Genomic DNA, 23,001 nt, shown 5'->3' with positions numbered 1-23,001 from the left:
CTGCGCCTTACTTGTCCAGGTCGTCGAGGGCTTGCTGCAACTCTTTGCGCGATTCAGCGAGCTTGTCCTTACGCTTGTTGATCTTCTCGGAGTCGCCCTTTTTCATGGCCTTGTCGAGGTCGGCCTGACGGCGGCTGACTTCGTGCTTGGCGTCCAGCACCTTGTTCTCGCGTTCCTTTTTCAGGGAGGCATCGGTGCAGTGGGCGGTGACTTCGCTCAAGGCTTTTTCCAGGCCGGCTTGTTGCTCACTGTTGCCGTGGGCCTTGGCTTGTTCGATCTGCAGGCTGATGGCCTGGCGCTTGGCGGCGCAACCGGTCAGTTGCGGGGCTGTCTCGGCAGCCAGCAATGGCGTGGCGAGGAAGCTGGTAACGGTCAACAGGGCAAGCGGTGCAAGAAATTTCATGGAAACTCCAAAGTAAACAGATCGTTGTCAGGTGGGCAGGATGATTTCTGCTGGCACCGATTAAATTGGCGGGTCGGGACTAAAAGCCATCTATCCCGGCAGCCCGCAGTGTTTCACTCATAGCCACCACCTGGGGGGCGCGAAAAAAGGCGCTCAATTGCGCCGCGCGCCCTGGGCCGATTCCTGCTTCGGCTTGCCAGGTTTGAGTGTCTCGCGCAGCCAGGGCATGCCAGCCGCCCGCCAGGTTATTGCGGGCGGTAGGTGGAACCCCAAGCGCCATCAACCATTGCGCGAACGGTCGCTGGCGCGCCACTTGCAGGCTCGCAAGCAGGCGCGCACTGCTGCGGTCGCCGAATCCGTCAATGGTAGCAAGCTCTGTCTCATCAAGGTTCAACCAATCCACCAAACCACTGATTTGCCCGGCCTGGATCAAGCTATTCCAGGTCTCGCGGCCAATGTGTGGCAGGTCCAGCCCTTGCTTGCCGCTGAGCCAGGTCAGCCGGGCCAGCAGTTGCTCCTCGCAGGCCGGGGCCAATTGCCAGCAGCTCAGGTGATGGAAATTGCTGGCTACCGGCACCGCGACATCGACCCGTGGATAGCTGCGCAGGATGACTTGGTCGAGCCTTGGGATCACTTGGCCGGCGAGGCTGATGGACACCTGGTCGCCTGGGCGGATATCCAATTCCTGCCAGCGCTTCAGGGAGCCGATGCTGACGCGTTTGATCTGACGGTCGTCGAGCAGCACCGGGTCCAGTTCCAGGATCGGAGTGATACGGCCGGTGCGGCCGATTTTGAACTGCACATGGCGAACATGGGCCAGGGCTTTGATGACCGGGTATTTCCAGGCAACAGCCCAATACGGCGTACCGGCCTGCCAGCGTTCGGCCGGGGCGCGCTGGCTGTGGTGCAGCACCACGCCATCAGTGGCGAAGGGCAATGGATGTTCATGCCAGAAAGTTCGCCAGTGCCGTGCCTGTTCGAAGGTGTCGATGGGCTGGCTGTAACGCTGGCTATCGCCAAAACCCCAGCGTGCGAGGCTGTCCAACTGCTGCTTGAGGTCCGCCGGCCCATGGGGCCAGGCCCAGACAAACAGGCCGATACCTGCGGCGTCGGCGTCACTCAGGTGTTGGCGGTTCATCAGCCCGGAGACTTTACTGCGGGCATTCATGCCGCCCGTCTCCCCTTGTATGTGGGCGCCCAGGCGCCAATACAGCTCGCCCTGCAAGAGCAGGTCGATGGCCTCGGGCAGCTGTTGCACGATGCCTGGAATGTTGCGGGCCGAGGCGGTCCAGTCCTGGCCGAACAGGCCGTCGCCGCGGCTGATGACCTGGGCCAGGCGCCCTGCGCGATAGACCAGGGTCACCGCCACACCATCGACCTTGGGTTGTACCCACAGGTCGCGGCGTGTGCTGATCCAGTCTGCCACGGCGCGGTCGTTGACCAGCTTCTCAAGGCCTGTATGCGCGACTGGGTGGGCAACAGTGCCGCGCGCGCTGGACAGGGGGTTGTTGGCAGATGACGGTGCCTGTGCGAAGCAACCCCGCCATTGCTCCAGGCGTATGCGGGCCTGATCGTAGAGCTCGTCGCTGATCAGGGATTGGCCGAGCCGATGGTAACTGTCATCCCACAGGCCGATTTGCCGTTGCAGGGCGGTTATTTCGTCCTGGGCCTTGTTCACTGGCCAGTCCGGGCAGCCCTGCGCCCAGGCGATGAGAGGGAAGAGCATCAACAGCAGGTAGGTCAGCAGGCGTGGCGGCATCATGAGCATCCTTGCTCTGAAGGGGGGGCCAGCCTAAAGCAGGCAGACGCCCATAAAAAAGCCCCGCAGGCGCGAGGCTTTTTACCGGGTGTTTCTGCTTACTTGAACAGACCGCCCAGGGCTTTCACGGTGTCGTTGCTGTCTGCCTTGGCCTGCTGCTTTTGCGAGGCTTCGTCGAGCTTGCCCTGGGACTCGCCGACTTTTTTGCAACCTTTGTTTACCTGATCCAGTGCAGCCTGCATGGCCTTCACTTTCAGGTCTTCGCCATTGGCTTTGGCGGCATCGACCTTGGCTTGCAGCTCCTGGCTCTGTTTTTCGCAGTTGCCGGTTGCGCCGCCCAACTGGGAAGTCAGGGCGCCAGTCAGGCCGCTCAGGTCAGCGGCTTGCACTGGCAGGGCGAACAGGCTGAACAGGACGGCGGCAGGGGCGAACGTGGAAATACGCATGAAAAACCTCAATGTTCGATTGCCTGCGCACTTGGCTGTCCCGAGCGGGCGCAATGCAATATCCAATGTGGTTGAGCGCTCGGGAGGGCGCGGATTCTAGTGGGCCATCATTTTGCCTGCAAGGTTTGGATCCAATAAATGTGAACTATTTGCCAGGTTCGCCGTCGCGTGCTCATCGGTGCCTGTAAAAAAGCGCAACAAAAAGCCCCGCCGGGAATACCCGGCGGGGCCTTGGGTGCTACGTGCTGCGATTACAGGCCGGCAGCGGTGCGCAGGTCGTCGGCGCGGTCGGTTTTTTCCCAGGTGAACGTGGTGAAGGTGTCGTCGCCGACGGTCTTCAGTTCAGGGGTACGGCCGAAGTGGCCGTAGGCCGCGGTTTCCTGGTACATCGGGTGCAGCAGGTCGAGCATGGTGGTGATTGCGTACGGACGCAGGTCGAAAATCTCACGCACCAGCTTGACGATCTTGTCGTCGCTGATCTTGCCGGTGCCGAAGGTGTTCAGCGAGATCGACGTAGGCTGGGCCACACCAATGGCGTAGGACACCTGAATCTCGCAGCGTTCGGCCAGCCCGGCGGCAACGATGTTCTTGGCCACATAACGACCGGCGTAGGCGGCCGAGCGGTCAACCTTGGATGGATCCTTGCCGGAGAACGCGCCACCGCCGTGACGGGCCATGCCGCCGTAGCTGTCGACGATGATCTTGCGACCGGTCAGGCCGCAGTCGCCTACCGGGCCACCAATGATGAACTGGCCGGTCGGGTTGATATGGAACTGGGTGTCCTTGGTCAGCAGCTCGGCAGGCAACACGTGCTTGACGATCAGCTCCATCACGCCTTCGCGCAGGTCTTTGTAGGAGACTTCCGGGTTGTGCTGGGTCGACAGCACCACGGCGTCGATGCCCACCACTTTGCCGCCTTCGTAACGGCAGGTCACCTGGGACTTGGCGTCCGGGCGCAACCAAGGCAGCAGGCCGGATTTACGGGCTTCGGCCTGGCGCTTGACCAACTGGTGGGAGAAGGTGATCGGCGCAGGCATCAGTACGTCGGTTTCGTTGCTGGCGTAGCCGAACATCAGGCCCTGGTCGCCGGCGCCCTGGTCTTCTGGCTTGGCACGGTCCACACCCTGGTTGATGTCGGGCGACTGCTTGCCGATGATGTTCATCACGCCGCAGGTCGCGCCGTCGAAGCCGACGTCGGAGCTGGTGTAGCCGATGTCGGTGATCACGTCACGGACGATCTGCTCCAGGTCGACCCAGGCCGACGTGGTGACTTCACCGGCGATGATCGCCACGCCCGTTTTCACCAGCGTCTCGCACGCCACGCGGGCGAACTTGTCTTCAGCAATGATGGCGTCCAGCACCGCATCAGAAATCTGGTCGGCGATTTTGTCCGGATGCCCTTCAGACACGGACTCGGAGGTGAAAAGGGAATATTCGCTCATCTCGATGTTTTCCTGATATTTACCGATGGTGAGTGTCGCCAGTTGGCCGCTGAAAGTGGCGGACCTGAATCTGGAAACCATTACGTAAGCCTACATAGAGGCTTTCCCCGGGAACGAGTCCCGCAGCGGTGGCCCAACGGGCCAGATCGTCCTGTTCAAACCCCAACCATAGATCACCGCAGGCCTCCCTGGCCCAACTCTGGTTGTGGCTGCATAAATCGGTTACCAAAAGACTGCCGCCCGGTTGCAGCAAACCGGCCATTTGTTTGAGGGCATCGGCCGGGGCGGCGAAATGGTGCAAGACCATGTTCAGCACCACGCAATCGGCTTGCAGCCCTACATCATTCAAGGCATCGGCCAGCCGCAGGCTGACGTTGCCCAAGTGCTCGCGCTCGCACAGCTGGCGCGCCAGTTCCAGCATGGCCGGGCTGTTGTCCAGCGCCGTCACCTGGTGGAAGCGGCGTGCCAGGTCTGGCAGGAACCCGCCATCGCCCGGGCCGACTTCCAGCGCCGTGGCAGCCTGGCTGAAGCCCAGTTTGTCGAGCAGCGCCAACACGCTTTCGCGGTATTGAGGCAGCCCGGCAATCAGGTCCTGCTGGGCGCGAAACTTGTCCGCCACCCGTGAGAAAAAGTCCTGGCTGGCGGCGGCGCGTTGCCCGTGGACCTGTGCGATCCGCGATTGGACGTCAGCCGGCAGGGCCAGGTTGTCCACTTCGTCGAGCAATGCAGCGTGCAGCTTGCCACCCAGCAAGTCGGTGTGGGGCAGGGCGCGACGGTAAAAAATCGCGTTGCCTTCACGGCGGGTGGCCACCAGGTCGGCCTGGGCCAGCACTTTCAGGTGATGGCTCATGCCGGACTGGCCAATGGCAAAGATCCGTGCCAGTTCCAATACGCCAAACGAGTCGTTGGCCAGGGCGCGCAGTACATTCAGGCGCAGCGGATCTCCGCCGGCCTTGCACAGGGCCGCCAGCTCATCGCAGTCGTCGGGGCGAATGGAAGGCGCAGGTAAGTTCATAAGGCCAGCAGTCTAGTGATGAGGTCAAATCCTCGCAAGGCCAATATCAAAAAGTTTTGATATTGGTCGATAATCGGTGGTTATAAGCAGGCGCTATAACCTTTAGACGAACGGCGGGAAGTGTTCTTGCTGCCAATGCAGTCCAAACCACAGGAAAAACCTACATATGTCGGTATCTGTCATTGCCCCTAAGGCCTTGGCTGAGGGAAAATGCCGGTCCTTTTTTCCGTTTCTTTTATTCACTCTCGATTCAATATCCTCAGGAGATCAGCGATGCCCAGCCGTCGTGAGCGTGCCAACGCCATTCGTGCCCTCAGCATGGATGCCGTGCAAAAAGCCAACAGCGGCCATCCCGGTGCCCCGATGGGCATGGCGGATATCGCCGAGGTACTTTGGCGTGATTACCTGAAACACAACCCGAGCAACCCCTCGTTCGCCGACCGTGACCGCTTCGTGCTGTCCAACGGCCATGGCTCGATGTTGATCTATTCGTTGCTGCACCTGACCGGCTACGACCTGTCCATCGACGACCTCAAGCAGTTCCGCCAACTGCACAGCCGCACCCCGGGCCACCCGGAATTCGGCTACACCCCTGGCGTCGAGACCACCACCGGTCCCCTGGGCCAAGGCCTGGCCAACGCCGTGGGCTTCGCCCTGGCCGAAAAAGTCCTGGCGGCGCAGTTCAACCGTCCAGGCCATAACGTTGTCGACCACCACACCTATGTGTTCCTGGGTGATGGCTGCATGATGGAAGGCATTTCCCACGAAGTCAGTTCCCTGGCAGGTACCCTGGGCCTGGGCAAGCTGATTGCTTTCTACGATGACAACGGCATCTCCATCGATGGCGAAGTCGAAGGCTGGTTCACCGACGACACGCCAAAGCGTTTCGAAGCCTACAACTGGCAGGTCATCCGCAATGTTGACGGCCACGATCCGGAAGAGATCAAGACGGCCATCGAAACGGCGCGCAAAAGCGAGCAGCCGACGCTGATCTGCTGCAAGACCACCATTGGCTTCGGTTCGCCGAACAAGCAAGGCAAGGAAGACTGCCACGGCGCCCCACTGGGTGACGCGGAAATCGCCCTGACCCGCGAAGCGCTGAAGTGGAACTACGGCCCGTTCGAAATCCCGGCTGATATCTACGCCGAGTGGGATGCCAAGGAAGCCGGCCGCGCCGCTGAAGCCGAGTGGGACCAGCGTTTTGAAGCCTACGCCGCCCAATTCCCGGCATTGGCCAATGAGCTGATGAGCCGCCTCAATGGCGACCTGCCGCTGGACTTCTCGGCCAAGGCCGACGAGTACATCGCAGAAGTGGCCGCCAAAGGCGAAACCATCGCCAGCCGTAAAGCCAGCCAGAACGCGCTGAATGCCTACGGCCCACTGCTGCCTGAACTGCTTGGCGGTTCGGCTGACCTGGCCGGTTCCAACCTGACCCTGTGGAAAGGTTGCAAAGGTGTCTCGGCTGAAGACGCCAGCGGCAACTACATGTACTACGGCGTGCGCGAGTTCGGCATGAGCGCCATCATGAACGGCGTTGCCCTGCACGGCGGCCTGGTGCCTTACGGCGCGACCTTCCTGATGTTCATGGAATATGCACGCAATGCCGTACGCATGGCGGCGCTGATGAAGAAGCGCGTGATCCACGTCTACACCCACGACTCCATCGGCCTGGGCGAAGACGGCCCGACGCACCAGCCGGTCGAGCAACTGACCAGCCTGCGTACCACGCCGAACCTGGATTGCTGGCGCCCAGCCGACGCAGTGGAATCGGCCGTGGCCTGGAAGCACGCGATCGAGCGCAAGGACGGCCCTTCGGCGCTGATCTTCTCCCGCCAGAACCTGCAGCACCAGGCGCGTACCGACGCGCAGATCGCCGCTATCAGCCGTGGTGGCTACGTGCTCAAGGACTGCATCGGCGAGCCGGAGCTGATCCTGATCTCCACCGGTTCCGAAGTGGGCCTGACCGTTCAGGCCTACGACAAGCTGACTGCCCAAGGCCGTAACGTGCGCGTTGTGTCCATGCCGTGCACCAGCGTGTTCGAAGCCCAGGACGCGGACTACAAGCAATCGGTCCTGCCGTTGCAGGTCAGCGCGCGTATCGCCATTGAAGCGGCGCACGCCGACTACTGGTACAAGTACGTGGGCCTGGAAGGTCGCGTGATCGGCATGACTACCTATGGTGAGTCGGCGCCGGCGCCAGCGTTGTTCGAAGAGTTCGGTTTCACCCTGGAAAACATCCTGGGTCAGGCTGAAGAGCTGCTGGAAGACTAAGTCAGTCTGCGTTGTCTGTACTGGCGCCATCGCGGGCAAGCCCGCTCCCACATTTGGATCGCGGTCTAATGTGGGAGCGGGCTTGCCCGCGATAGCGATGGAACATATTGATCGAGAACCCCATGCCTGAACCCCGTCCCTACAAAGTTGCACTCAACGGCTACGGCCGGATTGGTCGTTGCGTCTTGCGTGCGCTGTTCGAGCGAGGGGCGGCGGCCGGGTTTGAAATTGTCGCAATCAACGATCTGGCCGACATGGCCAGCATCGAATACCTGACACGCTTCGACTCCACCCACGGCCGGTTCCCCGGCGAAGTGCGGATCGACGGCGATTGTCTGCATATCAATGGCAACTGCGTGAAAGTTTTGCGCAGTGCCACGCCCGAGGGCATCGACTGGGCGGCGCTGGGCGTCGACCTGGTGCTGGAATGCTCCGGTGCCTACCACACCCGTGCCGATGGCCAGCGATTCCTCGACGCCGGTGCGCCGCGCGTGCTGTTTTCCCAGCCGATGGCCAGCGAGGCGGATGTCGACGCCACCATCGTCTACGGCGTCAATCAGGACTGCCTGACCGGTGACGAGTTGCTGGTGTCCAACGCCTCCTGCACCACCAACTGCGGCGTGCCGCTGTTGCGTCTGCTGGACCAGGCGATTGGCCTGGAATATGTGTCGATCACCACCATTCACTCGGCGATGAACGACCAGCCGGTGATCGACGCCTACCACCATGAAGACCTGCGCCGCACCCGTTCGGCGTTCCAGTCGGTGATTCCGGTGTCCACCGGCCTGGCCCGCGGTATCGAACGCCTGCTGCCGGAACTTGCCGGGCGAATCCAGGCCAAAGCAGTGCGCGTGCCGACGGTGAACGTGTCGTGCCTGGATATCACCATGCAAACCGTCAGCGACACCGACGCCGGCGAGGTCAACCGGATCTTGCGCGACGCCGCCACCAGCGGCCCGCTCAAAGGCCTGTTGGCCTATACCGAGTTGCCCCACGCCAGTTGTGATTTCAACCATGACCCGCATTCGGCCATCGTCGATGCCAGCCAGACCCGTGTTTCCGGCCCGAGGCTGGTGAATATCCTGGCCTGGTTCGATAACGAATGGGGCTTTGCCAACCGCATGCTGGATGTTGCGGAACATTATCTGCACATCGCTTCTGCAAAATCAGCCTTTCAAAATCAAGCAATTCAGGAACTGCGACCATGACCGTGTTGAAGATGACCGACCTCGATCTGCAAGGTAAGCGCGTACTGATCCGCGAAGACCTCAACGTCCCAGTCAAGGACGGTGTGGTCACCAGCGATGCGCGCATCCTTGCCTCGCTGCCGACCATCAAGCTGGCCCTGGAAAAAGGCGCGGCCGTAATGGTCTGCTCCCACCTGGGTCGTCCGACCGAAGGTGAGTTCTCCGCCGAAAATAGCCTCAAGCCTGTAGCCGATTACCTGAGCAAGGCCCTGGGCCGCGAAGTGCCGCTGGTGGCTGATTACCTGGGCGGCGTCGACGTCAAGGCCGGCGACATCGTGCTGTTCGAAAACGTGCGTTTCAACAAGGGCGAGAAAAAGAACAGCGACGAACTGGCCCAGCAATATGCTGCGCTGTGTGACGTGTTCGTGATGGATGCGTTCGGCACCGCGCACCGCGCCGAGGGTTCGACCCATGGCGTAGCCAAGTTCGCCAAGGTGGCCGCTGCTGGCCCGTTGCTGGCTGCCGAGCTGGACGCACTGGGCAAGGCCCTGGGCGCACCGGCCCAGCCAATGGCCGCCATCGTGGCGGGCTCCAAGGTGTCGACCAAGCTGGACGTGCTCAACAGCCTGAGCCAGATCTGCAACCAGTTGATCGTTGGCGGCGGCATTGCCAACACCTTCCTGGCGGCTGCTGGCCATCCGGTAGGCAAATCCCTGTACGAGCCGGACCTGCTGGACACTGCCCGCGCCATCGCGGCCAAGGTCAGCGTGCCACTGCCGGTGGACGTGGTAGTGGCCAAGGAATTCGCTGAAAGCGCCGAAGCGACCGTCAAGCTGATCGCCGACGTGGCGGCAGACGACATGATCCTGGACATCGGCCCACAAACTGCTGCGAACTTCGCTGAGCTGCTGAAAGCCTCCCGGACTATCCTGTGGAACGGCCCGGTGGGTGTGTTCGAGTTCGACCAGTTCGGCAACGGCACCAAAGTGCTGGCCAAGGCAATTGCCGAAAGTTCGGCATTCTCCATTGCCGGCGGTGGCGACACCCTGGCGGCCATCGATAAATATGGCGTTGCTGAGCAGATCTCCTACATTTCTACCGGTGGTGGCGCGTTCCTTGAGTTCGTCGAAGGCAAGGTGCTGCCAGCCGTTGAAGTGCTGGAAAGTCGAGCCAAGGGCTGAGGCCTGCGGTCTGGAAAAGGAGCATTCCCATGATCAAGCCATTCGCGCTGGTGATTGCAGCAGGCCTGTTGGCCGGCTGCGGCAGCGCGCCCAAGGCGCCGCCAGAGGCACCGGGGGCTGCGCCGCACAAGGGCTGCTACCAGGCCGACTGGCAGGCTGAAACCATGCCGGTGATCAGCAAGCGCATAGGGCCCGACGGGCTGGAGAAATACGACTCCCCGCCCAAAGGTAAGGAACAGGGTTGCCCTTGATGGGTCTGATTCACTAACCGACAGCAGTGGCGGCCCCAGGCCGCCGTTCGAGGATTGGCAATGAAAGGCGTTATCGCCCTGGCAGCACTGGCTCTACTGGCCGGTTGTGCCAACCTGAACATGTTCAACAAGGCACAACCGCAGCAAGCACCATGGACCACCTGGGTATGCGACAGCCAGGCCCAGGTGAACTGGCGGTTTGTCGATACCGACCACAAGCAGGTGGATGTGCGCCTCGGCGGCTCCGACCAGGTCTATCGCCTCAAGGAAGACGTGGCGGCCTCCGGCGCGCTGTACAGCAATGAACGGCTGGCGTTTCACACCAAAGGTGAGGAAGGCCTGGTTTACTGGGTGGCCACCGATGATTTGATCGGCCGGGGCTGCAAGGCCCAATAGAAAGAACACGGTCTCAACATAAATGATATCCAAATGTGGGAGCGACCTTGCCCGCGAAAGCGGTGGCGCAGTTGGCGAATTCGGTGTCTGGCACACCGCGATCGCAGGCAAGCCAGCTCCCACATGATTCGGTTCCAGATTGGAATTTGGGTCAGCCCCAGTAGCAATAACGATTCAGCAGGCCAAGGCTCAACGCCTTGATCTGCAATAACTTGAATAGCAGCCGCCGCTACGGCAGGCTTGCACGATTAACGACCCTCGACCGGGAGAGACAACACAATGGCACTTATCAGCATGCGTCAAATGCTGGACCACGCAGCCGAGTTCGGCTACGGCGTCCCAGCCTTTAACGTCAACAACCTTGAGCAGATGCGCGCCATCATGGAAGCCGCTGACAAGACCGACTCCCCAGTGATCGTCCAGGCTTCGGCCGGTGCCCGCAAATACGCCGGTGCGCCGTTCCTGCGTCACCTGATCCTTGCGGCAATCGAAGAATTCCCACACATCCCGGTGTGCATGCACCAGGACCACGGCACCAGCCCTGACGTGTGCCAGCGCTCGATCCAACTGGGCTTCAGCTCGGTAATGATGGACGGCTCCCTCGGTGAAGACGGCAAGACCCCGACCGACTACGACTACAACGTGCGTGTCACCCAACAAACCGTCGCCCTGGCTCACGCCTGCGGTGTGTCGGTAGAAGGTGAGCTGGGCTGCCTGGGTTCCCTGGAAACCGGCATGGCCGGTGAAGAAGACGGCATCGGCGCCGAAGGCGTGCTGGATCACAGCCAGATGCTGACCGACCCCGAAGAAGCCGCTGACTTCGTCAAGCGCACCCAGGTCGATGCCCTGGCCATCGCCATCGGCACCAGCCATGGCGCCTACAAGTTCACCAAGCCACCGACTGGCGACGTACTGGCCATCGACCGCATCAAGGAAATCCACAAACGCATCCCCAACACCCACCTGGTGATGCACGGTTCTTCCTCGGTACCGCAAGAGTGGCTGGCGATCATCAACCAGTACGGCGGCGACATCAAAGAAACCTACGGCGTACCGGTTGAAGAAATCGTCGAAGGCATCAAGCACGGCGTGCGCAAGGTCAACATCGACACCGACCTGCGCCTGGCTTCCACCGGTGCGATGCGTCGCCTGATGGCCACCAACCCGAGCGAGTTCGACCCGCGTAAGTTCTTCGGTGCCACTGTGACTGCGATGCGTGATGTATGTATCGCGCGTTACGAAGCGTTCGGTACTGCCGGTAATGCTTCGAAGATCAAGCCTGTGTCGTTGGAAGCGATGTACCAGCGGTACTTGAAAGGTGAGTTGAACGCCAAGGTTAACTAAGCTTCAGGTGTTAATAAAAAACCCGCCTCTTCAGGCTGTGTGAAAACGCAGCCTGATTCCTGCGGGTTTTTTATAGATGCGTGAAACACCTGGCAACGCAAGGCGAAACCGCAGCAAAATCATTCTTTTCGCAACCATCCTGATTTCAACTTGCTTTTATTGCTCGCCTTCACATTTTTTTCAAAATCATCCAAGGAATATGCAGCACCACTTCCTCGTTTATAAGTACCGGCTCTTAATTGCGACAAGACCCCAGATGCCAGTTCCTCATAATTAGCGGCGCCTGTAACGCCTGGAAACTCGTCTCCACCGCGATGCCCGACTATATAACTGATTCTTTGAGCATCTGAGATGGTTTCTTCAAAGAAGTAATGATGATTAGTAAATTCAGCCCATTGTTGGTCATGCTGCTGAAGCACTTGTGTCTCTTCATAAGATAAAGGGTCTTCCGGTGTCCAACCCCCAAGAGATATAAAAAGTTTCTTTGTCGAGTCTTCAGGATTTTTAAGAAAGTCCCGGTGAGCCAAAGCCCTTGCAGTTGCAGTGCCTACATGTGGTGCTTGTACAAAATTATATTCCATGACTTTAAACCTCACCTAAATTTTAGCGAAATAAACACACTTTGTGGCTCATCCTTAATCACCAAAGACCACACAACAAAAATAAACCAACAAAAACCAAGTTAAACCTGTCAAAAGCTGCAGTCTTTAGACTCTTTCGCTATTGAGGATAAAATGGAAGAATATCGATAATGGGGACAGATCTATTTAACTAACCCACCCTTATGGGGCGTCAGTACTCTATGGAATCTAACAGATCCGTCCCCTTTACCCTCTTTATCGTTATGGCTTGTTCACTTTTTTACGCAAGTAACATTAAGGGATGTTATGCCGTAAATTTTTTGGGCGGTGCCCGCCATTTCCGCTTTTACTTTTTTTTCTGCCTCACTTGCAGACGTTGCTTTGACAGTTGAAATTGGGTTGCCAGGTAACGATATATTGCATATGTATGTATCCTCCTGTGCATGGGCTGGAGCAGACACCGCTAGGGTGCAAGCAAGGAAAGCTGCCGGGGTGAGGTTTTTTCCTGAATTTAATAACTTCGTAAGGATTGAGTTTTTCATGATTTTTCTCATCTGGATTGATCTGAGTCCTTAAGGTAGTTTTTTTTTATAACTGTCTCTACTGTGAAATCTCACAGTATTGGTGGCTTTTTTATATTTTTTCGTGATTGCACTTGTGGTTAATAAGATCTGTTTGTTATGGCTGCGCTGGACCATCTGATGCGGGTTTTTAGGCAATGCAACTCTGGCCAGATTGGGCATCGATCCTCCCACGCCCGTGTAATCGGGTAGACGTATAGCAGTAAAAATGGTGCCAAAAAAGATCCGTCCCCTTTATCCTCAATGGAAAAAGCCCGCAGCGACGCGGGCTTTTTTGTAGCGATGTTTGAGCAAGCTTCCTTCGGTTGCTTTTATAGTGCTCAGAGGGATGCTTCTTATCGGACGTCTACATAATAGTAAGGCGTGTATCGACCGATGGTTGTATCGTAGATCGTCAAGTCTTGTCGTGTGCCTGAAGGTACACCTGCAAATGTTCCAGCAAAACTACCATCATAACTTGAGGTCATTTGCCCATAGAGATATCCGGTGTTGGCTTGCTGTACGTTTAGAACAGTATTTGGTGCTGCGCCTGTACCACCGACGGTAATGGTCCCGGTTGAAGTGCTTTGTGCATAGTTGATTGAAATGGTCATTGCATATTCCTTTATTAAATAAAGTTGGTGGGTGAATTAGATAAATCCCGGTTTCCAGCTTCACCCTTCCTGGGTGGTGCGAGGAGAATGATAGGGGCGTTAACTGTTGCTTTCATCTGTAAGAAATGACAGTTTTTTAGATTTTTTTGGAATGGTTGTTATTAGGAAATGTAAGTTGTGTGAGAGCGGTAAATTTGAAGTGGTATTTAAAATTAATAACAGGGTTAACTAAGCTTTAGGTATTAATAAAAAACCCGCAGAGATGCGGGTTTTTTGTGGGCAGGATTTGAAAGTATCAACCCACAGGGTTGCTGTAGTTTATTGATCGACCAGAACCTTGGGATTGGAATTACCCCACACCGTATAAAGGTCCGCCAACAACGCCCCGTTAATATCCTCTACCTCCGCCTGGGTCGTCTGCACATTCCCCTGCTTGCCAAACAACACCACCTCATCGCCGCTCTTCACGGTCGGCACGTCCGTCACATCCACCATCAGCGTGTTCATCGACACCTTGCCCACCACCGGCACGCGATGGCCATTGATCAGCACGATGCCTTTGTTGGTGAACGCCCGGCGATAGCCGTCGGAATAGCCCACGGTGATGTTTGCCAGTTTCGAATCACGCGCCAGGGTGTAGGTGCGGTCATAGCCGACGGTGTTGCCCTTGGGGTAGCTGTTGACCGAGGCCACGTGGGACTTGAACTGCATCACCCGCTTGTATTCGGTAAACGACGGCACGGTGTCGCCGAACAGCAGGCCGCCAGGGCGCACCATGTCCAGGCGGGACTCGGGCACTTCCAGGGTGGCGAAGGAGTTGGCGGCGTGCAGGGTGATTTTGCTGCGGTCCAGTTGGGCGACGTTGATCAGCCAGTTGGCCTGCTCGTTGAAGGCCTTGAGGCCGGCGCGTACGTCGGCGGCGTCTTCGACGGCGAAGTGGGTCATGATCGCCTTCACCTCCAGGTTTGGCACCTTGGTGATGGCTACGGCGTCGCGGCGGCCCTGGGCGGTGGTCATTTCCACGCCGTTGCGGCTCATGCCACTGGAGTTCAGGCCCAGGTGCACAACCAGCGGGCGGCCGTGATGCTCGGCGATCAGGCTGGCGCGCACGGCGAAGTCGAGGTTGCCCACCAGCTCTTCGACGTTGTACGGCAGCGCCGCTTCCAGTTCGCTGAGGGCGGCGGTGCGCACGCGGATCAGTTGGCCCTTGAAGCCGCTTTCGCGTACCACGCGGGCTTCTTCATTGCTGGCCACGCCCACGCAAGGCACGCCGAGCTTGATCACCGATGGCATCAGCAGGCCAATGCCGTGGCCGTAGGCGTCGGCCTTGAGCACGGCGCAGATTTTCGACTTGTCGGCGAGGCTGGTTTGCAGGGTGCGGATGTTGTGTTCAAACGCGGCTTTGCTGATCTCAACCCAGGCGTTGCTGTCCTGGATATTGACCTGGGCCACCCCGTCGGTCATCGACAACGGCGGGGCCGCGAAGGCCGGGTTTTGCAGCAGAACCATGCCCATGGACAGGGCGAGTAGGGTGCGATTGAAGGGCATTGATGAGTCTCCATGACTTTCTTATAGGTAAGCATTGCGCGTGCGCGGCGCCATACTCGAATTGTCCTACAAGAAAGTCGAGACCCAGGGTCGCGGTTCTGTCCTAAAGCGTCGTGAGAATGATCAGACTGTCAGTTGTGATCGATATCCAGCTTGGCAAACGTCACTTTGCCGCCCTCTTTGCTGTCGCCACTGTTGTCTTGCACGTACACACCGGCCTTGAAGTACAACGGCTTTTTGCCCCAGGCCGCGCCGAGGCGTTCGTTCCATTGGCCGTTGGCCGCCTCGATGCTCAACAAGCCAGCCTTGTTCAGGTGAATGACGTAGGTGAAGTTGCGCCCCAGGGGCACATTCTCGGCCACGATAATTACCCGGCCCTTGCTGTCGTCCGGGCGCATGCGCACCTTGGCGACGATGTTGCCGGTCTGGGTTTTTTCCTTGTACTGGTATTCGACTTTGACCAGCGGTTTCTGGCTGTCATAGGCGTGAATCTGGCCGATCACGATCTTGCCCGAAGAGGGCACCTGGTTGATGGCCAGGGTGGCACGCAGGTAATTGTCGGCTTCGGGATAGGTCCAGTTGCGCAGCCGGCCGTCGGCATAGGTTTCCCGCAGTTCGCTGCGCGGGTAGATGGCGTTTTCGGTACGGGTACCGGTCACCGGGGACCAGAATTGCACGCTGCTGCCTTCGGCCTGGAAGTATTTGCCTTTGAAACCACTGAGCAGCTTGGGGGTGTCGATGGTGGCTGGCGGGGTGCCAACAGGGATGCTCAGGTTCCAGGTGGACAGATCAATCATGGGGTGCGCCTTTACTGTACGAAAGAAGGGTCAAAAGGCTTTGGCCCGTGGATTGGCGCGTTCTTTATAAGCGGCTGGTAACTGTTTGTTAACAAGTTTTAGGCGGTTTATTGGCGTCAATAGTCTGTCAAAAAGCCATCTTTCCCGTAGTCCGTGGGCTGTAGGCGCTGACCGTTAGTCGGTTGTGTGGCCTTTTGGCGCAATGATGGCATCGTCGCGCCTTCTGCTTTATTGGATCCAGGGCTAGAGTGACTCCACATTAAGTGTCCGGTTTTGTCGCAAAAATGACCGGAATGAACCCTCAAGGAAGAGATGCAGCATGGAATCCGTTCCAACCCCGGCCGACGGCTGTTCAGTGCTCCTGGTGGTCGATGACTACCCGGAAAACCTGATCAGCATGCGCGCGCTCCTGCAGCGCGACGACTGGCAGGTGGTGACGGCGGCTTCCGGCGAGGAAGCCCTGGGTCTGCTGCTCGAACGTGACGTCGACCTGGTGCTGCTGGATGTGCGAATGCCGGGCATGGACGGCTTCGAAGTGGCGCGCTTGATGCGCGGCAGCCAGCGCACCCGCATGACTCCGATCATTTTCTTGAGTGCCAATGAGCAATCGCCCGCCGCCGTGCTGGAAGGCTATGCCAGCGGTGCCATCGACTACCTGTTCAAGCCATTCGACCCGCAGATCCTCAAGCCCAAGGTCCAGGCCCTGCTGGAGCATCAGCGCAACCGGCGGGCCTTGCAGCGCTTGAGTCATGACCTGGAACTGGCCCGTGCCTTCAATGCCTCGGTGCTCGACAACGCCGCCGAGGGCATCCTGGTGGTGGGCGAAGACGGGGTGATCAGCTACGCCAACCCGGCTATTTCGCGATTGCTCAATGCCACGGTGGATGAACTGCAAGGCCGGGCGTTCCTCGGCTACCTGCAAAAACCCCATATGCCCGACTGGTTCGGCTGCGAGCTTTACGCCGGCTACCTGCGCGGCGAAACCTGGCGCCTGCACGATGCGATCCTGCGTACCGCGCCCGGCCAGCAACTGCCGGTGGCGATGTCCTGTGCGCCCTTGCCCCGCGAGCAGAAGGCCATGGTGGTGACTGTGCAGGACATGTCGCAAGTACGGCACCTGCATCAGCAATTGGAGTCCCAGGCCGTCACCGACCCCCTCACCGGTCTGCTCAACCGGCGGGGTTTTTACCAGACCGTGGAGACGATCCTGCTGCGCAACGAGCGCAGCGAGCTGGCCACGGTGCTGCTGTACATGGACCTGGACGGCTTCAAGCGGGTCAATGATTCCGTGGGGCACGACGCCGGCGACCGGGTGCTGCGCTGGGTCTCGGAGCAGTTGGAGCTGTGCCTGCGCAGTTGCGACATTCTTGGCCGCCTGGGGGGGGATGAGTTTGTCGCGTTGCTGGAACTGCAATACCCGGAGCAGGCCGCCAAGCTCGCCGAACAACTGATCGAGCGAGTGTCGATCTGCCAGCAGGTAGACGGCCTGGAAGTGATGTTGGGGGTCAGTATCGGCATTGCCACTTTCCCCGATTGCGGGCGCGATCTCACTGGCCTGCTGCGCGCCGCCGACATCGCCATGTACGAAGCCAAGCGGGCAGGGCGTCAGCAATATCGCTATTACGATCAGGAAATGAACGGCCGGGCCCGCTCGCGCCTGATGCTAGAAAGCAGTGTGCGCGAGGCCATCGACAACAAGCAGGTGACGTTGGTGTACCAGCCCCAAGTGTCCCTGGTGGACGGGCACTTGCGCGGGGTCGAAGCCTTGTTGCGCTGGCAGCACCCCAGTGTTGGCGATGTGCCGCCCGGGTTGTTCCTGCCCTTGCTGGAAGAGGCGCGGTTGATTAGCCAGCTCAGCAGTTGGATCTACCACCAGGTGGCATTGGCGCGACAGGCCTGGGCCCCAGTCATGCGTGACGACTGGGTGCTCAGCGTGAGCCTGAGCAGCAGCCAGTTCAATATGCCCAACCTGGTGGCTCAACTGCAGCAGGCACTGGAGCGACATGGGCTGCACGGGCGACAACTGGAAGTGGAAATCGCCGAAGAAAGCCTGATGCACAACATTGAAGAGTCCATCAAGCAGCTCAAGCAGTTACGGCGCCTGGGCGTGCGCATAGCCCTGGATGACTTTGGCTCGGGCAACTGCTCCCTGGCGCATCTGCGTGACCTGGAGTTCGACACGCTCAAGCTCGACCCCGGCCTGGTCGCCCGCGTGCTCGGCTCGCCGCGGGAGGCGGCGCTGGCCCGCAGCATTATCGAGCTGTGCGGGCACTTCGGCTTGCTGGTGATCGCCGAAGGTGTGGAAACCCTTGAGCAATGCCACTGGCTGCAGGCCAATGGCTGCCAGTTTATCCAGGGACCGCTGGTGGCCCCGCCCCTGACGGCTGAGGATATTTGTCAGTGGCCGCAGCTTTTCGCGCTACGGGCAGGCCCTTGCTGAATTCGCTACACTGGCGGCCTCACGCCCCTGCCGTTCGAACCCATGACTGCGTTGAAATACCTCCAGGCCTATCCCGCCGCCCTGCAAGAGCAAGTGCGCCAAATGATCGCCAAGGATCAACTGGGCGACTACCTGCAACAGCGCTACCCCGAGCGTCATGGGGTGCAAAGTGACAAGGCGTTGTACAGCTACGCCCTGGCCCTTAAGCAGGAGCACCTGCGCAACGCGCCGGCCATCGACAAAGTGCTGTTCGACAACCGCCTGGACCTGACCCACCGCGCCCTGGGCCTGCACACCACGATCTCGCGGGTGCAGGGCGGCAATCTCAAGGCCAAGAAAGAGATCCGCATCGCCGCGTTGTTCAAGGACGCGGCGCCGCAGTTCCTGAAGATGATCGTTGTCCACGAACTGGCGCACTTCAAGGAATCGGACCACAACAAGGCGTTCTATAAACTTTGCGAATACATGTTGCCCGGCTACCACCAGGTGGAATTCGACCTGCGGGTGTACCTGACCTATCGCGACTTGCAAGGCGCGGCGCGGGATTGAATCGAGAGGAAGCGAGCATGGATGTCAGCAAGACCAAGAGCAGTTTCTACCGCCGCCTGTATGTGGCGTACCTGATCGATAGCCAATTGGCCAGCAGCGTCCCGGCGCTGACCGAGGTGACCGGCATGCCCCGGCGCACGGCGCAGGACACCATCGCCGCGTTGGCGGACCTGGATATCGTCTGTGAGTTCGAGCAGGAAGAGGGCGCCCGCAATCATGCCGGGCGCTATCGGATTCGCGACTGGGGGGCGATTGACCGTGGCTGGATCGAGCGCAACCTGGTGCAGGTCAAGCAGGTGTTGGGTTATCCCTGAAATTGGGTTGCCCGCGATGGCGATCTCAGGCGCGCCGCATCCCAATATGCGGAATTTCATCCTCCAGGTATTCCTCCCCCTCGACCTTGAACCCGTATCTTGCGTAGTACCCCTGCAAATGCGCCTGGGCTGAGAGAAAGATCGGCGTCTGCGGCCAGATATCGTCGATCTGCTTGAGGGTTTCCTCCAGCATCTCGTGCCCCAGGCCGGTACCCCGTGCCGCCTCGGCCACCAGCACGCGGCCGATCACCACGTCGCCGCCGTGCAGCTCCGGGTCGAGCAGGCGCAGGTAGGCCACCAGTTGATTGTCCTGCCAGGCCATCAGGTGGTGGGTATCGCCCTCCAGGTCCTGGTCATCGATATCCTGGTAGACGCATTTCTGCTCGACCACAAACACCGCTGCCCGCAGACGCAAAATGGCGTAGAGCTGTTCCTTGCCCAGATCATTGTGGTGCTTGCAAACCCAATCGACAGTCATCGTTCCATCTCGCATAAAGACCTGCCTGGATAGTAATGCCCTGACCGGCGACTGTCTTGGGCGGTGGTGCAAACACCTGCAAAACCACGTTTTTTGTGAGTGACGTCAATTTGCCATCATTGAGTGCTTTCGCGGCCGGGTTCTTTGTGTAATCTGCGGTACACCGCGAGCGATAAGCTAAAGTCAGAACCTGGAAGGATTCCCGCCAGGCGTCATCGCCCGCAAGGAACTGCCCGCTGTGCAAGGACATTAAGCATGCTGCGATTGTCTCGTGCCGTTGCTTTGATCGTATTGCTGTTGCTGGCCCCCACGGTGGCCGCGGAACGCTTGCGCCTGGTGGCGGATGCGTGGCCGCCGTTTACCGATGCGACCCTGGTCAATGGAGGCCTGGCCACCGATATCGTCAGCACTGCCCTGGCGCGTGCCGGCTATGCCAGTGATTTCGAGCAGGTGCCTTGGGCGCGGGCGCTGATGGGTGTAGGCGACGGGCGTTATGACGTACTGATCAATGCCTGGTACGACGAGGCGCGCACGCAGTTGGGGCAGTTTTCCGCCGAGTACCTGCTCAACCGCGTGCGTTTCATCAAGCGCCGCGACGATCCCATCGAGTTCCAGAACCTGCAGCAATTGCACGACTATCCCGTCGCCGTCGTACGCGGCTACGCCTATTCGGCAGACTTCGATGCCGATCCCCAACTGCAAAAAGTCCCGGTGCATAACTTCGCCATGGCCGTGCGCATGCTCGCGGCCCGGCGGGTGCGGCTGACGGTCGAGGACGAATATGTCGCGCGCTTTTACCTCGCGCGGGAATCACCCAGGGTGCGCAGTGCGGTGGAGTTTTTGCCCAAGCCCTTGAGTGAGAACAGCCTGCATATTCTGGTCAGCCTGAAAAACCCCAGGCATGAGCAGATTGTTGCCGGGTTTGATCGGGAGATTGCCCGGATGAAAGTTGATGGCAGTTATGCGCGACTGCTCAAACAGCATGGGATGTAGTGGTCTTCAGGGCCTCATCGCAGGCAAGCCAGCTCCCACATGGGAATGCATTTCAAAGGTAGGCGCTGGCTCACCTGCGATGACGGCCTAAGCCGCACTGGTTTCCTTGATCAAATGCGCCGCCAAGGTACGCAGCGGCCCCAACTGCCGACAGATCAACCCCAACTGTGTCTGTACCAGGCGCTGTGCTTCGTCGATCTCATCCGGCATCTGCTCCAGTTCCACCGCCAGCGCTTCCTCGGCATCGCTTTGCACCGCGATCGGCTGCTTGTTCGCCAGCCCCGTGGCGATTTCATCGATGCTCGTGGCGAGGGTCTTGCCCGCGCCTTCGATCAGGTGCTCGCGCACGTCTGCTGGCAGTTGGGTATCGCGGTGCGCGCCAAGCCCCGAGAGGTAACTGAGCAAGGTGTGGGACAGCACCAGGAAGCGGAAGCCTACGTCGGCTTCCTTACGGAAATGCCCAGGCTCCATCAGCATATTGGCCAGGGTGGTGGACAGCGCGGCGTCGGCGTTGTGTGCATTGCGCCGGGCCAGGCGGTAGGCCAGGTCGTCGCTCTTGCCGGCGGCATATTGCTGCATGATCTGGCGCAGGTAGATGCTGTTGCAGGTCAGGGTGTTGGCCAGCACTTTGTTCAGGCGCCGGCCTTGCCAGTCCGGCAGGAACAGGAACACCGCCAGCCCGGCGATCAGGCTGCCAAGCAGGGTATCGAACAAGCGCGGCAGGAACAGCCCGTAGCCATCGCCCACCTGGTTGAAGCAGAACAGCACCATCAGGGTAATGGCCGCGGTGGCCAGGGTGTAGCGGGTGGTGCGGTTGATAAAGAACACCAGCCCGGCGGCGATGGCGAACATCGATTGCACCAGGGGGCTGGGGAACAGATCGAACAGCGCCCAGGCCACTGTCAGGCCGATGGCTGTGCCGACGATCCGCTGGCCGAGCTTGCGCCGCGTGGCGCCGTAGTTGGGCTGGCAGACAAACAGGGTGGTGAGGATGATCCAGTAGCCCTGGGACGGGTGGATCAAATGCACCATGCCGTAGCCGACACTCAGCGCCAGCGGTAGGCGCAGGGCGTGACGGAACAGCAGCGAAGTCGGGGTCAGTTGGGTACGCAGGCGCGTCCACATTTCCTTGAGGTTGCGCGGCGAACGGTCCAGCAGGCTGCTGTCGCTGGCATCTGCCAGGCTGTCGGGGTTGCTGGCGTCACTGAGCAGGCGGTCGAGGGTCGACAGGTTAGCCGCCAGCGCGCGCAACGAACGCAGCAGCCCGCGCCAGGCCGGGTTGCTCTGGATGCGCAGGTGTTCGAGGGAGGCGTTCAGGTCGCCCAGGGCCTCGGCGAAGCTGTCGTCGTAGACAAACGGCTGGCGCAACTGGATCGACTCGGCGAGGGCCTGGCAGGCCTTGCCTTGCTGGCGCAGCAGGCGCTGGCAGCGGAACAGCACATCGCTGTGGAAGAACGCCTCGGCCAGGGCGTTGTAGGGGTAGTGGGAGGAACTGGCGCGCTCGTGGATGTCCTGGGCCAGGAAGTACAGCTTGAGGTAGCGGCTGACCTTGGACCCCGGCCGGCCATTGCCGACACGGTGCAGGATGATTTCCTTGGCCGCATTGAGCGCCGCCACCACCCGGCCATTTTGTTGCGCCAGCTCCAGGCGCCGCGCTTCTACGTCCAGCTGGCGAATAGGCTCGAACAACGATGACTTGAGCTTGAGGTAACGCCCCAGCTCGCGAAACAGCCGGGCCAGGCTCTGCTGCACCGGCTGGTTGGAAAACATCGCCTGCCACAGCACCGACAGCGCGCCATACCAGGCGGCACCGGCCACCAGCAGCAAGGGCTCGTGCCAGAAATCGGTGACGGCGCCACCGCGCTGATCCACGCCGATCATGGTGTAGACCGACAGAATCAAGGTGGCCGAGGCGATCGCCCCATAACGCTCGCCCAACGCGCCGAGCATGGTCAGGCAAAAACTCGCCAGGGCGATGGCGATGGCAAAAATCCACGGGTAGGGAAACAGCAACTCCACCGACAGCGCCGCCACGCTGAAACACACCAGCGTTACCGCCAGCGCATTGAGGCGGCCCTGCCAGCTGTCATCGGTCTCGGCCAGGGCGCTGGCGATAATCCCCAGGAACAGCGGGATCAGCAGCGACATTTCATCCTGATACCAGCACAGCGCCATGCTGCCGGTGAGGGCGATAAACACCCGTACGCTGTAACTGAACTTATCCAGTGCCCAAAGGCGCCGCATGGACTGCTTGAACGAGGTCGAGGACATGAAGTCTGGGGTCTTCCGGGACGATGCCGCTAAATTGAGCCAGTAATGACGCCACGGCAAGCGTGGCGATCACATTCATAAGCAAAAAATATCCCAGGCACCGCAATCAACTGTAGGAGCTGGCTTGCCGGCGATAGCGGTGGGTCAACCGGCAAATGGGG

At 59.7% G+C, this 23,001-nt stretch carries 22 protein-coding genes; 10 read left to right on the top strand and 12 right to left on the bottom strand.

Features of this window, described 5'->3' with window-relative positions; genetic code table 11:
* Positions 1-7: 7 nt before the first annotated feature.
* The 5 genes from ACO77H_RS25875 to ACO77H_RS25855 all read right to left on the bottom strand — a co-directional run bounded on the left by ACO77H_RS25875 (position 8) and on the right by ACO77H_RS25855 (position 5,065).
* Positions 8-403 (bottom strand): DUF1090 domain-containing protein, encoded by a 396-nt coding sequence (locus tag ACO77H_RS25875; RefSeq protein ID WP_170042168.1) that lies wholly within the window; start codon positions 401-403, stop codon positions 8-10.
* A 79-nt stretch (positions 404-482) separates the two neighbouring features.
* Positions 483-2,165, bottom strand: coding sequence for an NAD-dependent DNA ligase LigB (gene ligB / locus ACO77H_RS25870; RefSeq protein ID WP_432754724.1), 1,683 nt, complete (start codon positions 2,163-2,165; stop codon positions 483-485).
* A gap of 95 nt (positions 2,166-2,260) precedes the next feature.
* Positions 2,261-2,608 carry a DUF1090 family protein gene (locus ACO77H_RS25865; RefSeq protein WP_070993955.1) on the bottom strand — a complete coding sequence of 116 codons (348 nt, stop codon included), beginning with the start codon at positions 2,606-2,608 and terminating at the stop codon, positions 2,261-2,263.
* Positions 2,609-2,859: 251 nt separating this feature from the next.
* On the bottom strand, positions 2,860-4,050 hold the full coding sequence (gene metK / locus ACO77H_RS25860; RefSeq protein ID WP_170042170.1) for a methionine adenosyltransferase: 1,191 nt from the start codon (positions 4,048-4,050) through the stop codon (positions 2,860-2,862).
* A 19-nt stretch (positions 4,051-4,069) separates the two neighbouring features.
* Positions 4,070-5,065 (bottom strand): ArsR/SmtB family transcription factor, encoded by a 996-nt coding sequence (locus ACO77H_RS25855; RefSeq protein ID WP_170057597.1) that lies wholly within the window; start codon positions 5,063-5,065, stop codon positions 4,070-4,072.
* A gap of 273 nt (positions 5,066-5,338) precedes the next feature.
* Here ACO77H_RS25855 and tkt point away from each other — a divergent pair, with 273 nt between their 5' ends.
* The 6 genes from tkt to fba all read left to right on the top strand — a co-directional run bounded on the left by tkt (position 5,339) and on the right by fba (position 11,695).
* Positions 5,339-7,336, top strand: a complete 1,998-nt coding sequence (gene tkt, locus ACO77H_RS25850; protein ID WP_169953622.1) for a transketolase — start codon at positions 5,339-5,341, stop codon at positions 7,334-7,336.
* A 122-nt stretch (positions 7,337-7,458) separates the two neighbouring features.
* Positions 7,459-8,544, top strand: a complete 1,086-nt coding sequence (gene epd, locus ACO77H_RS25845; RefSeq protein ID WP_169953624.1) for an erythrose-4-phosphate dehydrogenase — start codon at positions 7,459-7,461, stop codon at positions 8,542-8,544.
* Positions 8,541-9,704 (top strand): phosphoglycerate kinase, encoded by a 1,164-nt coding sequence (locus ACO77H_RS25840; protein ID WP_057440234.1) that lies wholly within the window; start codon positions 8,541-8,543, stop codon positions 9,702-9,704. The genes epd and ACO77H_RS25840 overlap by 4 nt, the downstream gene beginning before the upstream one ends.
* 29 nt (positions 9,705-9,733) lie before the next feature.
* A complete protein-coding gene (locus ACO77H_RS25835; RefSeq protein WP_169953628.1) occupies positions 9,734-9,955 on the top strand; it encodes a hypothetical protein in 222 nt (73 codons plus the stop codon).
* A 60-nt stretch (positions 9,956-10,015) separates the two neighbouring features.
* Entirely contained in the window at positions 10,016-10,351 is a 336-nt protein-coding gene (locus ACO77H_RS25830; RefSeq protein ID WP_169953630.1) for an MliC family protein, read from the top strand.
* Between the two features lie 279 nt (positions 10,352-10,630).
* The gene (fba, locus tag ACO77H_RS25825) at positions 10,631-11,695 is read left to right on the top strand and encodes a class II fructose-bisphosphate aldolase (RefSeq protein ID WP_029297347.1); all 1,065 of its coding nucleotides are present in this window, start codon (positions 10,631-10,633) and stop codon (positions 11,693-11,695) included.
* A gap of 119 nt (positions 11,696-11,814) precedes the next feature.
* Here the strand turns inward: fba and ACO77H_RS25820 are convergent, their stop codons facing one another.
* The 5 genes from ACO77H_RS25820 to ACO77H_RS25800 all read right to left on the bottom strand — a co-directional run bounded on the left by ACO77H_RS25820 (position 11,815) and on the right by ACO77H_RS25800 (position 15,795).
* Positions 11,815-12,276 carry a hypothetical protein gene (locus ACO77H_RS25820; protein ID WP_170057599.1) on the bottom strand — a complete coding sequence of 154 codons (462 nt, stop codon included), beginning with the start codon at positions 12,274-12,276 and terminating at the stop codon, positions 11,815-11,817.
* Positions 12,277-12,548: 272 nt separating this feature from the next.
* Positions 12,549-12,818 carry a hypothetical protein gene (locus tag ACO77H_RS25815; protein WP_169953634.1) on the bottom strand — a complete coding sequence of 90 codons (270 nt, stop codon included), beginning with the start codon at positions 12,816-12,818 and terminating at the stop codon, positions 12,549-12,551.
* A 374-nt stretch (positions 12,819-13,192) separates the two neighbouring features.
* Positions 13,193-13,450 (bottom strand): hypothetical protein, encoded by a 258-nt coding sequence (locus tag ACO77H_RS25810; RefSeq protein WP_169953636.1) that lies wholly within the window; start codon positions 13,448-13,450, stop codon positions 13,193-13,195.
* A gap of 318 nt (positions 13,451-13,768) precedes the next feature.
* A complete protein-coding gene (gene alr, locus ACO77H_RS25805) occupies positions 13,769-14,998 on the bottom strand; it encodes an alanine racemase (RefSeq protein ID WP_432754723.1) in 1,230 nt (409 codons plus the stop codon).
* A gap of 131 nt (positions 14,999-15,129) precedes the next feature.
* A complete protein-coding gene (locus ACO77H_RS25800) occupies positions 15,130-15,795 on the bottom strand; it encodes a polysaccharide lyase family 7 protein (protein ID WP_170042173.1) in 666 nt (221 codons plus the stop codon).
* A gap of 319 nt (positions 15,796-16,114) precedes the next feature.
* Here ACO77H_RS25800 and ACO77H_RS25795 point away from each other — a divergent pair, with 319 nt between their 5' ends.
* The 3 genes from ACO77H_RS25795 to ACO77H_RS25785 are packed head-to-tail and all read left to right on the top strand — an operon-like array spanning position 16,115 to position 19,098.
* Positions 16,115-18,235 carry a putative bifunctional diguanylate cyclase/phosphodiesterase gene (locus ACO77H_RS25795; RefSeq protein WP_169953642.1) on the top strand — a complete coding sequence of 707 codons (2,121 nt, stop codon included), beginning with the start codon at positions 16,115-16,117 and terminating at the stop codon, positions 18,233-18,235.
* 42 nt (positions 18,236-18,277) lie between these two features.
* Entirely contained in the window at positions 18,278-18,784 is a 507-nt protein-coding gene (locus tag ACO77H_RS25790; protein ID WP_169953644.1) for a M48 metallopeptidase family protein, read from the top strand.
* A gap of 17 nt (positions 18,785-18,801) precedes the next feature.
* Positions 18,802-19,098 carry a winged helix-turn-helix domain-containing protein gene (locus ACO77H_RS25785; RefSeq protein ID WP_170042176.1) on the top strand — a complete coding sequence of 99 codons (297 nt, stop codon included), beginning with the start codon at positions 18,802-18,804 and terminating at the stop codon, positions 19,096-19,098.
* A 25-nt stretch (positions 19,099-19,123) separates the two neighbouring features.
* Here the strand turns inward: ACO77H_RS25785 and ACO77H_RS25780 are convergent, their stop codons facing one another.
* Positions 19,124-19,576 carry a GNAT family N-acetyltransferase gene (locus ACO77H_RS25780; RefSeq protein ID WP_169953647.1) on the bottom strand — a complete coding sequence of 151 codons (453 nt, stop codon included), beginning with the start codon at positions 19,574-19,576 and terminating at the stop codon, positions 19,124-19,126.
* Between the two features lie 255 nt (positions 19,577-19,831).
* Between ACO77H_RS25780 and ACO77H_RS25775 the strand changes: the two genes are divergently transcribed.
* Complete coding sequence (locus ACO77H_RS25775; protein WP_170042177.1) at positions 19,832-20,569, top strand: substrate-binding periplasmic protein; 738 nt, start codon at positions 19,832-19,834, stop codon at positions 20,567-20,569.
* A gap of 87 nt (positions 20,570-20,656) precedes the next feature.
* Here ACO77H_RS25775 and yccS read toward each other — a convergent pair whose 3' ends face one another.
* The gene (gene yccS / locus ACO77H_RS25770) at positions 20,657-22,840 is read right to left on the bottom strand and encodes a YccS family putative transporter (RefSeq protein ID WP_169953651.1); all 2,184 of its coding nucleotides are present in this window, start codon (positions 22,838-22,840) and stop codon (positions 20,657-20,659) included.
* Between the last annotated feature and the right edge of the window lie 161 nt (positions 22,841-23,001).

The sequence above is a fragment of the Pseudomonas sp. WMBT8 genome, from assembly GCF_050916005.1.
Lineage (GTDB): Bacteria > Pseudomonadota > Gammaproteobacteria > Pseudomonadales > Pseudomonadaceae > Aquipseudomonas.
This window is presented reverse-complemented; position numbering and strand designations above follow the sequence as displayed.